We start from the raw sequence: 17312 nt of genomic DNA on the forward strand, positions 1-17312 counted from the left end.
ATAAAAAAGGACTTAAAGGCTATTTTGTATAGAGGTGATTAAAAGCTTTCATAAAGACAATATAATTAGCATTAGAAATGGCCAATGCAGTCTGATAAAGATTTACAGGTTCATTATCCTCATCATATGATTCAAAAATCAGCTTCATAGCTGTATTTCCAACTTTAAAGTCTTCATGAAAAGGAATTACTTTTAAAGTTTTATTAATACTGATTGTCCTAATTGGCAATTTAATCATACCGTACAAACGCTGATAACTTAAGGCATCTTTTTTCAGAACAATCGTTTCAGATCCATGAATATGCCATATTGAATATCTTAAAAACAAAATTTCAAAAACAAGAATGAACAAAACGATAACGCCAACACCCCCAATTGTAAACAATACAATAACAGCTATAAGTAAGATATTTAATACATATAAAGATATCTTTAAAGCAAGTGATGGTTTGACTTTTATAGAGGCCGTAACACTGCTTCCATCATAATTCACTTCGAAATCTCCTGGCTTCATGCTTGTTTAATTAAAATTTATTTTTGGTCAAAGCTAGCAAAACCTTTTAAAATTGTGATTGATGCTTTTATAAAATAGAAATAAGCAAAACAGGCTGCATCATGATCTATGATACAGCCTGTTTTATTATGCTTTTTTTGGAGGAAGTGCAAAAGCTATAGCTTCATGCTCAAAATGCCCATTATGAGCCCCATCGCAAAAAGGTTTGTTTTTTGATAAGCCACAACGACAAATAGAAAGTACCGTCCTGCCCTGTAATTCATAAACGTCACCGTTTCTATCTACGATCTCAAAATCACCTTCGATTTTAACTGAACCGTTATTGTTAATTGTAAGTTTAGTTTTTGACATATTCTGTTAGTTTGCCGCAAACATATAACAATGCGGGTATAGTCCAGAATATCATTTCAATTTAGAAACGTTTCTATTAACAACAGAGATACTATTGCCCAAATATATTCTTATATGCTGACCAGCACGCATTTTTAATCTCCTGAGGAAGACCATCTTTTACATAAAACTGAATACCCTTATCAATATAAAAATACCTGTAATAATTACCTAGTCTATCAGGCTTTTCACCAGTATGTATATTTTCACGTTTATTTAACCAATGAGCAAAGGTTACTTCAACCCTACCCAATGCATCTTCAAGATCCTTTAATTTTCCTGAGTTTTTATCAACCAACATCAAATCACTATAATCATTCATATCACTATACTTTAATTTACAAAGATACGAAAAAACATCCAAACAACCCTTATAAGTACCAATAAAACAGATATTTTAACCAAACAAACGAATCTAAAACTTTAATTATTTACAAATAAATATTTGTATTACAATTCTTATAATAAATATGAAATTATGAAGATGTAATTATTACACTATCATGTTTAAAAAACTCCTGTCACGATATATGAAAACCTAACTTTGAGTCCTTAAAAAAACACACCAATAGTGAATAACATAAAAGAACTTAAACAGCAAAATCAAGGTATCTCTACCGTACTTGCTTTTGCATTGCTCCCTCTTTCTGGTTTTGCAACAGATATATACATACCCTCATTACCAAGCATGGCTTCAAATATGCAGGTTAGCAGCTTACAGGTACAACTTACATTAAGCCTTTTCTTGATCAGCTATGGCGTTTCTCAGCTATTTATTGGCAGTGTACTCGACAGCTTCGGCAGATATAGACTCAGCCTTATTTCTTTAATTATTTTTGCCGGAGCCAGTATTGTAATTGCAAACACGCATAATATATACCTCATTTACCTTATGCGTATTATCCATGGCTTTACGGTAGGAACAATTATTGTTGCCAAGCGAGCTTATTTTGTAGACCTGTTTAAAGGAGATAAGCTAAAACACTATCTAAGCCTTTTCTCTATTATTTGGTCTACAGGACCAATCGTAGCCCCATTTTTAGGTGGCTATCTGCAAACGGTATTCGGATGGGAATCCAATTTCTATTTCCTTGCTATTTTAGCTGTAATTTTAGCTATTCTTGAGTACATATATAGTGGCGAAACCCTAAAGCATTTCTCTGAATTCTCCTTAAAAAAGATTACTTGTGTATATGTTAATATGATTAAAACGGCAAGCTTTAGTTTGGGAATTGTGATGCTGGGTCTTGCCTATACCATGGTAATGATATACAACATGACTGGTCCGTTTATAATTGAACATCACTTGCATTTAAGTCCTGTAATTGCTGGCTACAGCTCATTGGTTTTAGGCTTTGCCTGGATGGTTGGCGGTTTTATTGGTAAGGCCACTATAAACAGTCCATTCTTAAAAAAAATGGTAACGAACTTAATTCTACAAATTGTATTTGTAATCACAATGATCATGAGCATACAATTTATCTCGAATCTTTATTCGATGGTGATATTCGCTTTCCTAATTCACGTAACTGCAGGATATATTTTCAATAATTACTTTACATTCTGCCTGGGACTATTCCCTAAAAATGCAGGAATTGCAAGTGGACTAACTGGCGGTATAACTTATGTAATTGTTTCCTTCTTAAGTTACAGTGTAATTTCTATACTACCAGCAAAAGACGAACATCACCTTAGTGAAAGCTACTTAGTCCTTTCTATACTTTCTGCGCTGATCATGTTCGCCATTTATAGAATGACAAAAAAAGAACGCAGCTATTCACATGCTGCCTGATGCTGCATATGAAAATACTTTCCACCCATAAAATCTTTTTCTTTAACAACCTTAAAGCCTAGCGCTGAATACAGTTTCTCCGCTTTAGGGTTGTCTTTATTCACCAGCAGACCAGTTATATAATATTTACGCTGTTTGGCATAATCAATCATTGCTTGAATTAACTTCTTGCCAATTCCCTGCCCTTGTCGGTCAGAAGCCACACTAACACAATCAAGATAATACTCTCCAGGCTCTGTTTCGTCATCAGGATTATGTTTAATGCCGTAAGTTTTATAAAGATCATCTAAAAAAGGTGCTCTTAAATTATGAAGTCCAGCACCATCATAAGCATTAATCATCCCACACACCCCTTGCTCATCCTCATAAACCAATGTATTCTCAAAACTATATTGATTGCCTGGCTGTGCCGCAAATCTTTCAAAAAGTGCAATAGCTTCATTAGGATCAGAAGATCCTGTAAATTTCACGGATAGATCATCCATTGCCAGAATAATAAGTCTGGCTATTGCTTGTGCATCTCCTGGTAAAGCTTCTCTTATCATAATTTCTTTTTTGTATTACAATCTGTATAAGGGTTCTATTTTAACACACGATTACCGGATCTTTTATAGAAAAAGTTCAAATAAACAGAAAGTACAGCTGCAATTGCAAAACTTATTCCAGTAATCATATCAATAAATGAATCCGAGATATCTTTTCCTGTTAGCTTATCTGCATAGTACTTTATAAATGAGTTAGGTAGGTTTATTTCGCCTAAATGCTCTTTTATTTGCCAATGCCAATCAGTTAAAGGGCAATAACCTAAACCATACCATATACCTAATATCAACCAGGAACCAGCAGTAAGAACTACTACAATAAAATGCAATTTCCTGGTAGATTGCCATATCCAGCCTAACAAGTTGAATCCAACTATCAATAAATGGAATAACGTAAAAAGAAGATCATATATGAAATACACTATTATGGTTTTTATGCGAATATAATAATGATCTTGTAGCATTCTGCAACTCCAATCCGTTTTATATTTAAGAAAAGAAAACTAATGTCATCATTTATAAGTTGTAACAATAGTATGATGATTAATCTACAACAAAAAACACACTTATGAACCTTAAAAACTATAAATTATTGATTGCTATATTGATAATTGCAGGAGCATATGCCTGTAAAAAAAAAGATGAAAGTTCAATGGAAGCAGATAAACTTAAACTAGAATCACTGATGACAGAAATAAAAGGCTTGTCTGAAGTCAAATGTGAAATTTCAGAAGATTGGAAATTCAGGCCAATTGGCACTAAAGCCTGTGGTGGTCCAACAGGATATATAGCTTATTCCTCAAAAATTGATACTGTTGCATTTATTCAAAAGGTTAATAAATACACAGCTGATCAAAAAACTTTTAATGAAAAATGGAGTATCATTTCAGATTGCAGTCTTCCTGCCAGACCTGAAAAGGTTATATGCGAGAATGATATAGCTAAGCTTGTATATAAAGATTAATAGAACAGACTATAAACAGAACATTATCTTAATGAGAATGAGACAGGTACATTAAATGCAATATTAGATGGCTTGCCTCTCACCACTCCAGGCTCCCATAATGGCGATTCCTGAATTACCCTAACTGCCTCTTTTGCTAATTCTGGATGCACCAAATTCATCACTTTAATATTTTGTATAGTACCGTCTTTCTTAACTATAAATTTCAACATCACCTTACCTTGTGTGCGGCTTCGCAAACATTCTTGTGGATAACGAATTGTCTTTTTCAGATAGTTATAGAATTTATCCATCCCGCCCTTAAACTGTGGTGAAACATATATTTTTGTGTATTGATAAACAGTGCCATCCTTATCAAAACTTTCACCAGAAACCAACTCACCATTAGCATAGTTTTCCTTATATGTTGGTTTACCTATAGAATTACCACCAATCCATTCTCCATCATATTGCCCATTTTTTATACCACCTCTTTCCACACCCACATTAAAGTCAGCATCATAAATTCCACACTCACCATTTCCATCAACTACAAGTGCTTTACCTGTCGAATCCTGGACACTTTTAATATATTTCTGCTCCTTACCTCCATTCACAGCGGAAGTATACACAGTTGTCATATACAAAACTCCATTAGGATAAAAACTAAATGCAGTATCAACTAGCTTTCCTTTCTTGTAAGTACCAATTAAGCGTTTTTTACCATTTTTGAAGTAAGAAATATACTGTCCTTCATAAACAGGTGGATCTATTTTACTTGAATACCCGATAGTTTTATTAGCACCGTCAAGATAATGTTCATTTATCACATACAATTCTGACCCTGGTTCAGGCTCTTTAACTATCCTAAGATAATCAGCACTATCGCGTAACTTAACATACTGACCATTGTTCTTTAAAAAATAGAGATTTTGTCTTTGTCCAAATGCAGCTGAACTAATAACGAGGAACAAAAACAGAAAGCGTATTTTGATCATGATTTTAAATTATCTTATGAAAGATAGAAATAAAATTGTAAAACAAAAAAATCCTATTTTTTTCCATAACGAAGTTTTTTAGGTGCTATGATTAGTCACATTTGACATTGAAATGTAACAGATATCGCACAAAAACTGCCTTAGAACTGCTTTAACACTGATTTGTTACTGCAAAAGCAGTACCCGACAGTAACAGAACAGTAACAGAGCAGTAGCAGGTATACACTAAACCACATAATCCTCTGTAATAATTCAGTAACAAAAAAAACACAAATCGCGATAAAAAATAGGCGTAATTACATGAAAATTTTAAGATCGCTTTTAGAAGAAAAGTGCTAAGTCATTAAAAGAGAAACGGGAATAAGTCGGAGAGACTATTCCCGTTAATAAGGTCGATCCACCACAGATCAACCTAAACCAAACTAAACCGAAATGTTAATTACAAAGACTGTGCCAATAATTAAAAAGGCCTATTAATTCGTTCCTTCAGCATAAACAAAGCACTTTTACACCAATCAGGACACCTAAATTATACACCTGTATAAAAAAGTTAACTATTCTCCTATTTCAATAACTTATCAATTGCCTGATAGGTCATAGGATGGTAGTTTGGCCTTGCTTCTTTATAAATTGCTCTGGCTATCTTTGCACCTTCTGGTGTAATCATCAACTCTTTATACAAAGGAATAATGTGCCACATGCGCCCATTTTCTAATAAATATGCTTTTATATTATTGTTCGCATGATTATAATGATGACGTATAGCTAAGGTATACCAGGCCAATTGCACATCAGTATTATGTGATCCAGTAAAATTAAACTCTGCATCCAGGGCAGCCATATCTACCGCTTTTAGATCAGCAGGCAGCTGACTTATAAAATAACGTTTCTCATTACTGGATACGATTTCCTTGCTCAAACCTTTTACCACACCTGTTTTACGCCATTTTGCCACTAAAGCATCAATAGCCTTAAACCTTTCCGATCCTACAGCAACCACATTGTCTGGAACTCCAGGTCCATAAACCCATTTATCTATGTCAATCTTTACTTCAAGAGATTTATCACCTTTAATTAAATTCTTATTCAGATAATCTAAAAACTGGGTAGTATTTAATGATTTAAAAGCATTTGCATCAAAATACCCCCTTAAAAATGCATCAAATTTTTCTCTTCCTACTGCCCTCTCTATTGTCTTTAAGAAGAAGAATCCTTTTTCGTATGCAATATCATTCGTGCCTTCGTCAGGATTCCGACCAGTATAATCGGTTTGTAACCAGGTATCTCTGCTTTCTGCCCCCATATCAACAATAGCAGCATTTAATGCTTGTCTGGCAAATACCTCCTGCATTTCAGCTTCCTGCTTGCCAAAAATTTCCTCATCAATTCTACGTTCAAAGTAATTGGTAAACCCTTCATTTAACCAGAAATCATTCCAGTTTGAGTTTGTCACCAGATTTCCACTCCAGCTATGTGCTAACTCATGACAGATAATACTAACTAATGACCTGTCTCCTGCCAAAATGGTCGGCGTAATGAAGGTCAGATTAGGGTTCTCCATCCCTCCAAAAGGAAAACTAGGCGGCAATACCAATAAATCATACCTACCCCAACGATATGGACCATACAGCTTTTCTGCTGCATGTACCATCTTACCCATATCAGCAAACTCATATACCGCCTTGTTAAGTACAGAAGGCTCTGCATATACACCTGTACGTTCATCAATAGACTTGAAGGTTATATCGCCCACTGCCAAAGCCAATAAATATGAAGGAATGGCATGTGTTTGCTTAAAGTGATAAAGTCCCTCGTTATTTTTTGTTTGTGGGTTTTCAGCACTCATTAAGGCCAGTAAATCTTTAGGCACACTTACTTTAGCATTATAAGTAAAGCGTATGCCTGGACTATCCTGGCAGGGCACCCAACTTCTGGCAGCAATACTTTGCGACTGTGTAAAAAGATATGGCCTTATTTTACCTGCTGTTTGTTGTGGGTTTAACCATTGCAAAGCACTTGCTTCTTTATCAGTGGTATAATAGATATTTATCAATTTAGTATCTGCTGTAATCGCAACTTTTAAAGCTCTTCCCAGGTATTCCACAACAGGTCCATATGTATAAGATGTTTCCTTTTCATCTTTCCCTAATGTGATCTTAGATATACTTAATTTACTATCATCAAAAATAATCTCCTTTGCTTTTGCCTTGTTATTAATAGTCCAACTTGCCTTTCCTGTTAATTGTTGTTGCTCAAAATCTACTTTTAAATCAAGGTCAAGATGCTCAACATAGGCCACAGATGGCTGTGCAAAAGAATGCGGATCTTCAGTTTTTAAAGAATCTGTCACAGTGTGTTTTTTATTACTCTGCTGACAAGATAACATCATCAGCATCGCAATCATTAAAGTTAGTTTATTCATGAAATATAATTTGCAAACGCAATTTATGGATTTTTTTAATCAAGAAACTGTTTACATAAATCCCTATCCGCCTACAAAAGATCATTAGCCAGATTCGCCAACTCACTTCTTTCCCCTTTCCCTAGTGTTATATGGGCATACAACTCATTATCTTTAGCCTTATCAATTAAATAGGAAAGTCCATTACTCTCAGCATCCAGGTAAGGAGTATCAATCTGATAAATGTCTCCTGTAAAAACAATTTTTGTATCTTCTCCTGCCCTCGATATAATTGTTTTGATCTCATGAGGAGTTAAATTCTGAGCTTCATCGACTATGAAAAAAATCTTGCTTAATGTCCTCCCTCTGATATAAGCCAAAGGCGTAATCACAATCTTCTCAGTCTTTACAAAATCATCTATACGCCCCTGCATTTTAGGATCATTATTGTATTGCTCCTTTATAAACCTCAGGTTATCCCATATGGGTGCCATATAAGGATCAATCTTCGACTTTATATCACCTGGTAAAAAACCGATATCTTTATTACTTAAAGCAACAATCGGCCTAGTAACATAAATTTGTCTGTAATCTTTACGTTGTTCCAAAGCACTTGCTATAGCCAACAAAGTTTTCCCTGTTCCAGCTTTACCTTGTATGGTTACCAGTTTGATATCAGGATTAAGCAATGCGTTTATAGCAAAGGACTGCTCCTCGTTACGTGGAGAAATATTAAATATGGTTCGTGGCGCTATCGTAAAAATCCGACTTTCTTTTGCACTATAATAGGTTACAGCACTCTTACGTTTACCTTTTAATATACAAAAGTGATTAGCTGAATCATCTGTTAAAACAAGTCCGTTTGCATCTATACTTCCATCTGCTTTAAGCGTTTTAAATACCTCATCAGAAACATTTGAAATTGTAGCTTTTCCAGTATAAAGCTCATCAACATTTTTAATCTTACCAGTTTCGTAATCTTCAGCATATAGTTCAAGCGATTTCGCTTTCAGTCGCAAACAGATATCTTTAGACACCAAAATCACCCTCTTCTCTGGAAATTCCTGTTTAAGACTTAATGCAGCATTAAGTATACGATGATCAAACTTTCCCTTACCAAAAATCTCTTCAGCGTCCAGCTTATCTGGTTTATTATCCATAACCACTTTAAAGCGCCCGCTTTTACTACCATTAAAAGGTATCCATTCATTGATAATCCTGTCGCCAGAAGTATTGTCCATCAACCTGATGAAACTCCTCGCTTCTGCATTTCGGGTTTCATTTCCATTCTTCATGTTATCCAACTCTTCAAGTACCTGAATTGGAATTGCTACATCGTGTTCTTGAAAATTTTTAAATGCATTATGATCATAAAGGATTACAGAAGTATCAAGGACGAAGATCTTTTGTTCAAATGAAGGATGTTTTACAGCTTTACTCATGACACATAAAAATAATAAAATTCTAACGCATGAGACGAGTAAATTACATATAAAAAGAAAACGGAGACTTTCTTCTTTCGATTCAAGTTCTCCGTTTTCACCCATCCTTTAGCCGTAGCTATCAGACAAGCATCAATTCGTTTTTTACTTTACAATTCGTAGTATACTCAATTTCCTAAGAAGTTGATACCCGTTTAAATTACCCTCCTGATTTATTCCGTAGAATGTTTCATTTTGGTATAATGTCCGTTTCAGATGCAATTAAATTCCGGCATGTTTCAGCCCTTCATTGTTCAAGTTTTCATCGCTGTCTCCATTGATTCTAACTCTTCCTTGCTCCATCAAAATTTCCAGAGGCTTTTGCCCGGAGGCCAAGTATCTCTTTTTGGATATTTTTTCAGACTGTCAAAGTACTCCGTAATTGATAGATCTAATATATGCAGAATAACTATCTGATCCAAATATATTTAACCTTGTTTTTCAACATGTTATCAACCGCTTATCCACAGTTTTATCCACATCTAAATCTATTTCGATTCAATCTCTGTTATAGTAAAAGGTTTGTCTCTACCTTTATAAAGAGTTCTGACTTTATTAACCTCCTCTACATCTACCTTACCAGCATTATTTTGCCATGAGCCACGAATAAAACTTAATACTTGTGCTACATCTTCATCAGATATTTCATCACTATGTGCTATGCCCGGCATATCAGCAGAAACTTCCGGAGCTTCATATAAATGTCCATTAACTTTAACAGGCCCTGTTAAACCATATAATACAATAGCAATCAACTTATCCTTCTTACCTGTTACCCATTCCGACTTGTTTAAAGGCGGGGCCAATGAGCTGATTCCGTTTCCGTCTGCAGCATGGCAAGTCTGACAGCTTGAAGCAAATAAAGCAGCGCCTTTTGGAAATTCTTTACTTAACAACTCAGGATCCTTGCTCTTCTTATCATTTCTTAATCGAATAATTATATTTTGCAATTGTTTATTAATAACCAGGTTTGTATCAGGCAATATGTTGACTATCGAAGCAGCAAATGCTTCTTCTTTATGAGTAAGGTTACTAATCACCGCTGTAGAAACATAACGGTTTTTAGGGTATTTTTTAACTAAAGCAACCAATAATTCATCAGTCAACTTTTCATTATATGGTTTAATAGAACCAGCCAGGAAAGCAATATACGGAGCTAGCAGTTCATCATTCCCTTTGAGCATTTGTTGTAATGCAGCAATATAAGGCCCGCTTGAGTTTACGCCAATTATTGATGGAATTACACTTAAAGCCTGAACTTTAATATTGTAATTATCAGATTTCAATAAGCCAAGCACCTCATCAGACTGCAATGCCGAAAGTCCCTCCAACACCCACATTGCATGAATAACCAGCAAATGATGAGTTTTATCAGTAATTGCTTTTTTTAAATAAGGAATAGCATCTGTATGTTTACCATCAATCAATACCTGCTGTGCCATATCGCGGACAGCTCCATTTTTATGTCCCAGCAGGGCAACAAGCTCCTTCGGATTATTACTAAGCTTCAGCTTAGGCAACCTTTTACCTTTAGGGACAACTTTGTAAATTCTTCCGCAACCCAATGGTTCAGTTAGATTTCTTTTAAGAATTTCGTCTTTCAGATAGGGCGTGAGATATGTTTTATGCTGTATAATTCCCCTATACATATCTACAATATATAAAGCACCATCCAAACCATTATATAAACTCACTGGTCTGAAGCGTTCATCAATACTTGTTAAAAATTCCTTTCCTTTATAAGCTTGTTCTCCACTTACCACCAACCCTTTCTCATTAAGAATATTCCGCTTAATTAAGTTAGCAGCCGGTTCTGCAACAAATGCATTAAAATCATATTCTGGACCAAATAAGTTACCACGATATATAACAGGACCACATGCCGCTGTAAAACTCTTTAAACGTAAGCTATCATCCAAAACACCGGCCACATATGCTCTGTTTACACCAGTTGTAATCCTGGCTGGATAAACCCTGTTATCTCTAACTGTTCTCTCTTCAAATCCAAATACATGTTTAAGATTCGGATTACCCGCTGCAAAACCAGGCATAAAATAATCACTAACCAGGTTGGTAGAATTGTCATTATAATACAAGCGGCCATAATTATCCTGACTAATCCCCCATTGTCCTCTAAAATGAGTATTCTCAATTAACCACTGGTCTCCTTTTTTCCGATACCTTTTAGTGGATTTAGCATTATAAATCCAATTATCCAGCGCTCTCAAAAGTCCATTTGGTTGATGCTCTACATTACCCTCTGCCGCATAATCTTTGTCCACTAAGACACGTTTGCCCGGTTGATCATTTTTAATCTCATAATACCATAAATTTGGTGATTCGGCCACTAAAATTCCCCCATCTATCAAGCAAATAGCTCTTGGTAATATCAGGGAATCCAAAAAAATCTTCCTCGTATCCATCTTTCCATCACCATTCTTATCTTCAAGAATCACAATTTTTCCGTTGGGTATATCTTCCCCTTTACCTTGAACATCTGGCATGTACCCAACCATTTCCACGACCCACAACCTGCCTTTCGGATCAAATACCGAAGCCACTGGTGCCGAAATTAAAGGTTCTGCAGCAACAAGTTTTACCTCAAAGCCATCTTCTACTTTCATAAGTTTAATGGAAGCTTCAGCAGAAATAACCTGCGAGTTACTCGTATCCGGTATCAGTTCTTTATTAACTTCAACTGTTTTTCTATGTGTCTGACACTGGTAAAAGGTAAAAACAACAAGAGCTAAAACAATATAAATATATAACTTCATGCTAACCTATAACTCTTTATCTTCCAATGCTTTTATTTTTTTCAATCGTTTTACATGGCGCTCTTCACCAGAAAAAACAGCATTTAAAAATGCATAGGAAATATCTTTTGCAAGCTCAATACCAATAACACGTTCGCCCATGCAAAGTACATTCACATCATCATGTTCTACTGACTGATGTGCTGAATAAGTATCATGGCAAACGCCCGCTCTTATCCCTTTAAATTTATTAGCTGCAATACTTACACCTACCGCACTACCACAAATAAGAATACCTTTCTCACCTTTTCCATCTAAAATTGCCCTAGCTACATCAGCTGCATGATCAGGATAATCGGTAGGTTGTTCATTGTTTGTTCCCAGGTCAATGACTTCATATCCGTTTTGTAGTAATGCTGCAACCAACATGGTTTTATAATTAAAACCCGCATGATCTGAACCTATAATTACTTTCATTGTGTGTATTTTTATGAGGGTAAATACCCGATTTTCAATATAATGTCCTAAATGTAGCGAGTTTTTTTAAATTAAATTGTAGCGTTAGCATGACATTATACGTCTACATTAAAGTTAATTTCACAAACCCTAATCGTATAAACATGAACAAACTTAAAATGTCAGTGACTAAAAAATTCAAAAATCTAAGTGTATTAGCTCTTTTATCAATTGGAGCATTAACTATCCAGTCTTGCTCAAAAGAAAATGCTCCAGCACAAGAGTATACATTTTTAAACATTACAAATACTTCACCTACATTGGCAACATTCAATATTTTTGTAGATCAGAGTAAAATAAACCAACAAGCTGTTGCCTTTTTAGGAAACTCAGGATATATGCCCCTTAGCCCAGGTGACCATAATATTAAGTTTACAACTGCTGGTAACGAGCCTGTTATTTCAAAAAATATATCATTGGAAACCAATGGTGTAACCTCACTTTTCTTAATCGATAAAGCTCCTAATATAGACTACCTTATTGTAAAAGATACATTGGGGAACATGAATTCGTCTAAAGCCTTCGTTAGATTTATTAACCTTTCTCCAAATGCACCTTCACTTAATCTCGTGAATAAAGATGGAGATGTGATCATTTCTGCTAAATCTTATAAAGCCGCAAGTGCTTTTATTGAGATAGATCCTAAATCTTATGTCCTTCAACTAAAAGATAATCGTACAGAGCCTGTAATGGAGCCAAAAGATTTGGAAAGTTTTGAATTTAAAGCGGGCAAATCATATACTGTAATTGCTGCAGGTTTAATAGGAGATACTGACAGACCTTTTGGTGGTAAAATATTTACTAACTAAAAATTATAAAAATATCCATATAAAATAAGAGCCTGATCAACTGATCAGGCTCTATTGGTTTTGGTGTGTGTGTTTATTAATGTCTGCCTCTACCATGACCTCTATCCCCTCTATCTCTGTCGCGGCCTTTGTGCTCTCTGTCGCGGTGATGATCATTACGATCATTTCTATCCCATCTATCGTGCCCTCTGTCATGATCTCTTGAATAGTATTTTTTAGCATGTCCATGAGACATTCCATGAGGATGACCTTTCACAACATAGTACCTCGAATCATTGCTATACCTGATTACTTTTTGCCCTCTATAGCTTTTATACCTCGCATAAGTAACCCTATCTCTATCAAAGTGTCTGTAAGGATCTCTTGAATTAACAACTACTTTATAACCGCTATATAAATCATAACCTCTATATCTTGATGGCAGAGAAGCCGAAAATATCCATCTGGAATTTTGCAAGTATATAAATTGTCTGTTAGGCACATGATAATAAGCTTCCACATCTGGTAGATAATAATAATCTACATAATCATAGCCAACCGGCCCCCATAAAGGCTGTGAACCAATATTTACATTTATACTTAATTGCGCTTTAGCCTGGAACGGCAACCATCCTATTACACCAAGCATTCCTAATAATAATAACCTTTTCATAGCCTTGTAATTTTAAATTTCATTTGTGTGTTGTTAAATCAAATCTCAGCACTGAACATGAAATGAACATGAAATTTTAAGATTATTTATTCTTTTTATTTTTCATCTTAAATTCATATTCAACACACACCTTTGTATTCATCTTTATATATTTACACCATGAGTATTATTCGTCTATTTCGATACATTACTGTAGTTCTGCTTTTCGCAGGTCTTCCTTTTGGTGCATTTGCTACCACAACAACTACTGGTATAATCTCAAAAGCTGATTATTACCAGGATAAAAGAGGTGGTAGACAAGAACGTGGCAAGGGAGATAAAGGTGGTAAAAAACCCGAAGTAAAAGAAGTTCCACAGTCTCGTAGACAACAGAAACCTGGTGAAGTAAAACAAGAGAAAAAAGAAAAACCTGAGAGGGATAATAAACGAAGACACTAAACCTTAGTCAGAAATGAAAGTTTTAATCGTTGAAGATGAAAAAACACTGGCTTATGAAATAGAAGACTTTCTAAAAAAGGCTTTCTATATATGTGATCTTGCACATGGTTTTAAAGCGGGCCTTGAAAAGATGCAGATCAACACTTATGATTTTATCTTGCTGGACCTTGGCTTACCTGATGGTGATGGCTTAAATCTTCTCCCACAAGCAAAGAAACACAATCCAGATGCGGCATATATCATTCTTACTGCCAGAGGTAACCTTGAAGATCGTATTGCGGGACTGGACCTTGGGGCTGATGATTACCTTCCCAAACCCTTTTCATTACTTGAGTTACAATCTAGAATGCAGGCTATTGCACGCCGAAAATTTAATGTAAAGGAAGAACTCTTACCATTAGGAGATTTTAAACTTGACCTTCAAAAACGTTTGATATTGCTCAATGAACAACAAATTGAACTATCAAGAAAAGAGTTTGATTTACTTAGCTATCTCTTTCTTCACAGCAACCGTGTACTTACACGTATGCAGCTTAGTGAACACATTTGGGGTACCTTTGCTGACGACGATTACGACTCTAATTATATTGATGCCCACATCAAAAATATTAGAAAAAAGTTAAATGCATGGGCGCCAACAGAATTCCTTGAAACTGTTCGGGGAGTGGGTTATAGAATTAAAAAATAACGTGAAATTATCAACTAAATTAGTCCTTTTTATTACGGGCTCTAAAGTAGCTATCGTACTCATGTTTATCATTACCCTGCCTTTTCTGGTTGATGGTATCGTTTCAGAATACACTAATTATTCCTTACGCCGACAACAAAATAAGGTTATTAACGTAGTCAAAAAGAATGGGATAAATCATTACCTGCAAGGAGATGACAGTTATGGTAGTTATACCATGCTAAAAGAAGAATACATAGCTTTGGAGCCAGCCAACAAAGGGTTGCCAATTGACACGATAAAGACTGAACAGCGTATAATTGAACAAGACACACTGAATTACAGGATATTAATGCACACATTTAATTTCCAAAATAAATCCTATCTTCTTGAAATAGGAAAGACTGTATCCAGTATAAATCAGTATAATAAGCCTTTACAACGTATTGCCCTATATGTATTACTGAGTCTTATAGCCATCAGTTTGATATTCGATCTTTTCTTTACAAGGATGTTAATTCGTCCTCTCGGAAAAATCATTAAATCTAAGCTGGTAGACCGTAAGTTTCCTTTCAAGAATCATGCTCCTCTCATTAATACCTCAACTCAGGATTTCAAATTCCTTGATGCGTCTTTAGTCACATTATTAGACCAGATCAATGAGGCTTTTGAAAAAGAACGTGAATTTACAGCCAATGCTTCTCATGAACTGATGACTCCCATAAGTATTCTCCAAAATAAAATGGAGAATATGCTTGGCGATGAGCATTTGAATGAGCCTGAAGCTTTAAAAATCGTCGAGATGATGAAAACCTTAAATAGATTGAAGAAAATTTCAAACTCGCTGTTATTGATTTCAAGGATAGAAAATGAACAATTTGCAAAATCTGACATCGTAAATCCTGCAGAACTAATAAGAGAAGCTATTGAAGAGATAACCCATAGATTTGAGGAAAAAGGACTTAGCGTTAGGCTAAACCTCAAAACTCATATATCTATTAAAAAAGTAAACAGGGACCTGCTATTCCAATTATTTTACAACTTGATTAACAATGCGATAAAATATAACGTAGTAAATGGAAGTTTAATTATTTCAGATAATATAGAATCTAATGGTGCCTATGCAATTAATTTCGAAGATACAGGAATCGGGATTAGTATCGAGGACCTTCCTTATATTTTCGATCGCTTCAGAAAGACCAACCTAACAGAGAATGTAGGTCATGGACTTGGACTTTCTATTGTAAAAAGTATTTGTGTATCACAGCAAATTGCAATCAGTGTAAGCTCTGAAGTAAATAAAGGAAGCATTTTTCGCATCATATTTCCTCCAGAGCTGTGCAAGTAAAAATAGCTAAAGATATTATAGAATTTTGTTTACGATAAGACCCTTTGTATCCACAACAATATTCTTTTCCTGAGTAAGGTTTTTCAATTCTATTTTATAAAAAAACTGTTTACCAACCTCGTATTTATCTACGTCATCAATCCAAAAACCTTTATAATTCTTTTTCAAACTTGCAGAAACAGCAGCTGGAAGTTCTCTTGATTTGACCTCCTGTTTGTGTTTCACAATTGCACCAGCAGCATTTAGCCAAACCTCATGATCACGTCTGTTAACATCAAATTCAGCATTGTATAATTCTCCTTTCATTTCCCACTCAACCTTAACCGCATTTGGAAAAGCCTTTTTAAATGAGTTCATTACCGCAGCTGGCACACTGCTTACTGGGATATCCTGTGCATAAGTCAGACTTGAAAAAAGCAGGCATAACGCTAATAATAATTTTTGCTTCATAAAGTTTATATCTTTAATTAATACTGAGATTAACTCTACAACAAAAATATGGAACATTTGTTTAAATAGAATTTTGGATTAAAATGACAGAAATATTTGAATAGAATCAGATATTAGTAAACTATTCAAATCACTATGAGAAAAATATTCCTTTCATTAATAATTGCAGTTTGCGCTTTAACAGTCAATGCTCAACAACCAATTCCTGGAACTGATATGCCAAAAGCATTATTCTACAAAACTGATGGCGGAAACTTTTCTACAGATCTTATTCCAAAAGGGACTAAATCCATGATCATTCTATTTGATGCGACCTGTGACCATTGCCAAAAAGTCGCAACAAATATTTCTAAAAGAAGCAACGAATTGATTAACGTTAACCTCTACCTGGTTACTCAAGATCAGATCCGTTCAGTAAATTACTTTATGGATACCTTTGCCAAGCCTTTAAAAACAATGAAGAATGTTACCGTATTACAGGATCGTGATCATATTTTCATTCCCCTCTTCCATCCTAAACAATATCCTTCACTGTATTTATACGGAAAAGATAAGAAACTAGAATTTTACTCAAGTGATGAAAGAGATGTTCCCAGATTCTTCAGCAGAATAAAATAG

General features: G+C 35.0%; 19 protein-coding genes. 7 read left to right on the forward strand and 12 right to left on the reverse strand.

The window, feature by feature from the left end:
- Positions 1–19: 19 nt before the first annotated feature.
- The 3 genes from WC623_RS12580 to WC623_RS12590 all read right to left on the reverse strand — a co-directional run bounded on the left by WC623_RS12580 (position 20) and on the right by WC623_RS12590 (position 1226).
- Complete coding sequence (locus WC623_RS12580) at positions 20–514, reverse strand: hypothetical protein (protein WP_372851516.1); 495 nt, start codon at positions 512–514, stop codon at positions 20–22.
- A 126-nt stretch (positions 515–640) separates the two neighbouring features.
- A complete protein-coding gene (locus tag WC623_RS12585) occupies positions 641–865 on the reverse strand; it encodes a CDGSH iron-sulfur domain-containing protein (protein ID WP_372851518.1) in 225 nt (74 codons plus the stop codon).
- A 91-nt stretch (positions 866–956) separates the two neighbouring features.
- Positions 957–1226, reverse strand: coding sequence for a hypothetical protein (locus WC623_RS12590; protein WP_372851519.1), 270 nt, complete (start codon positions 1224–1226; stop codon positions 957–959).
- 249 nt (positions 1227–1475) lie between these two features.
- On the opposite strand from WC623_RS12590, the gene WC623_RS12595 reads away from it, so the two are divergent.
- Entirely contained in the window at positions 1476–2696 is a 1221-nt protein-coding gene (locus WC623_RS12595) for an MFS transporter (protein WP_372851521.1), read from the forward strand.
- Here WC623_RS12595 and WC623_RS12600 read toward each other — a convergent pair.
- Both WC623_RS12600 and WC623_RS12605 read right to left on the reverse strand, forming a co-directional pair.
- A complete protein-coding gene (locus WC623_RS12600; RefSeq protein ID WP_372851523.1) occupies positions 2678–3241 on the reverse strand; it encodes an N-acetyltransferase family protein in 564 nt (187 codons plus the stop codon). The two genes, WC623_RS12595 and WC623_RS12600, sit on opposite strands and share 19 nt — an antisense overlap.
- Positions 3242–3276: 35 nt before the next feature.
- Entirely contained in the window at positions 3277–3702 is a 426-nt protein-coding gene (locus WC623_RS12605) for a DUF2784 domain-containing protein (RefSeq protein ID WP_372851525.1), read from the reverse strand.
- Between the two features lie 104 nt (positions 3703–3806).
- Here WC623_RS12605 and WC623_RS12610 point away from each other — a divergent pair, with 104 nt between their 5' ends.
- Complete coding sequence (locus WC623_RS12610) at positions 3807–4202, forward strand: hypothetical protein (protein ID WP_372851527.1); 396 nt, start codon at positions 3807–3809, stop codon at positions 4200–4202.
- Positions 4203–4225: 23 nt separating this feature from the next.
- Here the strand turns inward: WC623_RS12610 and WC623_RS12615 are convergent, their stop codons facing one another.
- From WC623_RS12615 to rpiB, 5 genes are all read right to left on the reverse strand, one after another.
- Positions 4226–5179 (reverse strand): TonB family protein, encoded by a 954-nt coding sequence (locus tag WC623_RS12615; RefSeq protein WP_372851529.1) that lies wholly within the window; start codon positions 5177–5179, stop codon positions 4226–4228.
- A gap of 562 nt (positions 5180–5741) precedes the next feature.
- A complete protein-coding gene (locus WC623_RS12620) occupies positions 5742–7601 on the reverse strand; it encodes a M1 family metallopeptidase (protein ID WP_372851531.1) in 1860 nt (619 codons plus the stop codon).
- 71 nt (positions 7602–7672) lie between these two features.
- Positions 7673–9022, reverse strand: coding sequence for a PhoH family protein (locus WC623_RS12625; RefSeq protein ID WP_372851533.1), 1350 nt, complete (start codon positions 9020–9022; stop codon positions 7673–7675).
- 527 nt (positions 9023–9549) lie between these two features.
- Positions 9550–11835, reverse strand: coding sequence for a c-type cytochrome (locus WC623_RS12630; RefSeq protein WP_372851535.1), 2286 nt, complete (start codon positions 11833–11835; stop codon positions 9550–9552).
- A 6-nt stretch (positions 11836–11841) separates the two neighbouring features.
- Positions 11842–12291 carry a ribose 5-phosphate isomerase B gene (gene rpiB / locus WC623_RS12635; protein WP_372851537.1) on the reverse strand — a complete coding sequence of 150 codons (450 nt, stop codon included), beginning with the start codon at positions 12289–12291 and terminating at the stop codon, positions 11842–11844.
- Between the two features lie 143 nt (positions 12292–12434).
- Here rpiB and WC623_RS12640 point away from each other — a divergent pair, with 143 nt between their 5' ends.
- Positions 12435–13139 carry a DUF4397 domain-containing protein gene (locus WC623_RS12640; protein ID WP_372851539.1) on the forward strand — a complete coding sequence of 235 codons (705 nt, stop codon included), beginning with the start codon at positions 12435–12437 and terminating at the stop codon, positions 13137–13139.
- Positions 13140–13215: 76 nt separating this feature from the next.
- Here WC623_RS12640 and WC623_RS12645 read toward each other — a convergent pair whose 3' ends face one another.
- A complete protein-coding gene (locus WC623_RS12645; protein WP_372851541.1) occupies positions 13216–13791 on the reverse strand; it encodes a hypothetical protein in 576 nt (191 codons plus the stop codon).
- A gap of 159 nt (positions 13792–13950) precedes the next feature.
- Between WC623_RS12645 and WC623_RS12650 the strand changes: the two genes are divergently transcribed.
- The 3 genes from WC623_RS12650 to WC623_RS12660 are packed head-to-tail and all read left to right on the forward strand — an operon-like array spanning position 13951 to position 16244.
- Complete coding sequence (locus tag WC623_RS12650) at positions 13951–14229, forward strand: hypothetical protein (RefSeq protein ID WP_372851543.1); 279 nt, start codon at positions 13951–13953, stop codon at positions 14227–14229.
- 13 nt (positions 14230–14242) lie between these two features.
- Positions 14243–14917, forward strand: a complete 675-nt coding sequence (locus WC623_RS12655) for a response regulator transcription factor (protein ID WP_372851545.1) — start codon at positions 14243–14245, stop codon at positions 14915–14917.
- Between the two features lies 1 nt (position 14918).
- The gene (locus tag WC623_RS12660) at positions 14919–16244 is read left to right on the forward strand and encodes a sensor histidine kinase (protein ID WP_372851547.1); all 1326 of its coding nucleotides are present in this window, start codon (positions 14919–14921) and stop codon (positions 16242–16244) included.
- 15 nt (positions 16245–16259) lie between these two features.
- Here WC623_RS12660 and WC623_RS12665 read toward each other — a convergent pair whose 3' ends face one another.
- On the reverse strand, positions 16260–16694 hold the full coding sequence (locus tag WC623_RS12665; RefSeq protein WP_372851549.1) for a PepSY-like domain-containing protein: 435 nt from the start codon (positions 16692–16694) through the stop codon (positions 16260–16262).
- A 135-nt stretch (positions 16695–16829) separates the two neighbouring features.
- Between WC623_RS12665 and WC623_RS12670 the strand changes: the two genes are divergently transcribed.
- Complete coding sequence (locus tag WC623_RS12670) at positions 16830–17312, forward strand: hypothetical protein (protein WP_372851551.1); 483 nt, start codon at positions 16830–16832, stop codon at positions 17310–17312.

Origin of the sequence: Pedobacter sp. (genome assembly GCF_041645105.1) — a bacterium.
Taxonomy (GTDB): domain Bacteria; phylum Bacteroidota; class Bacteroidia; order Sphingobacteriales; family Sphingobacteriaceae; genus Pedobacter.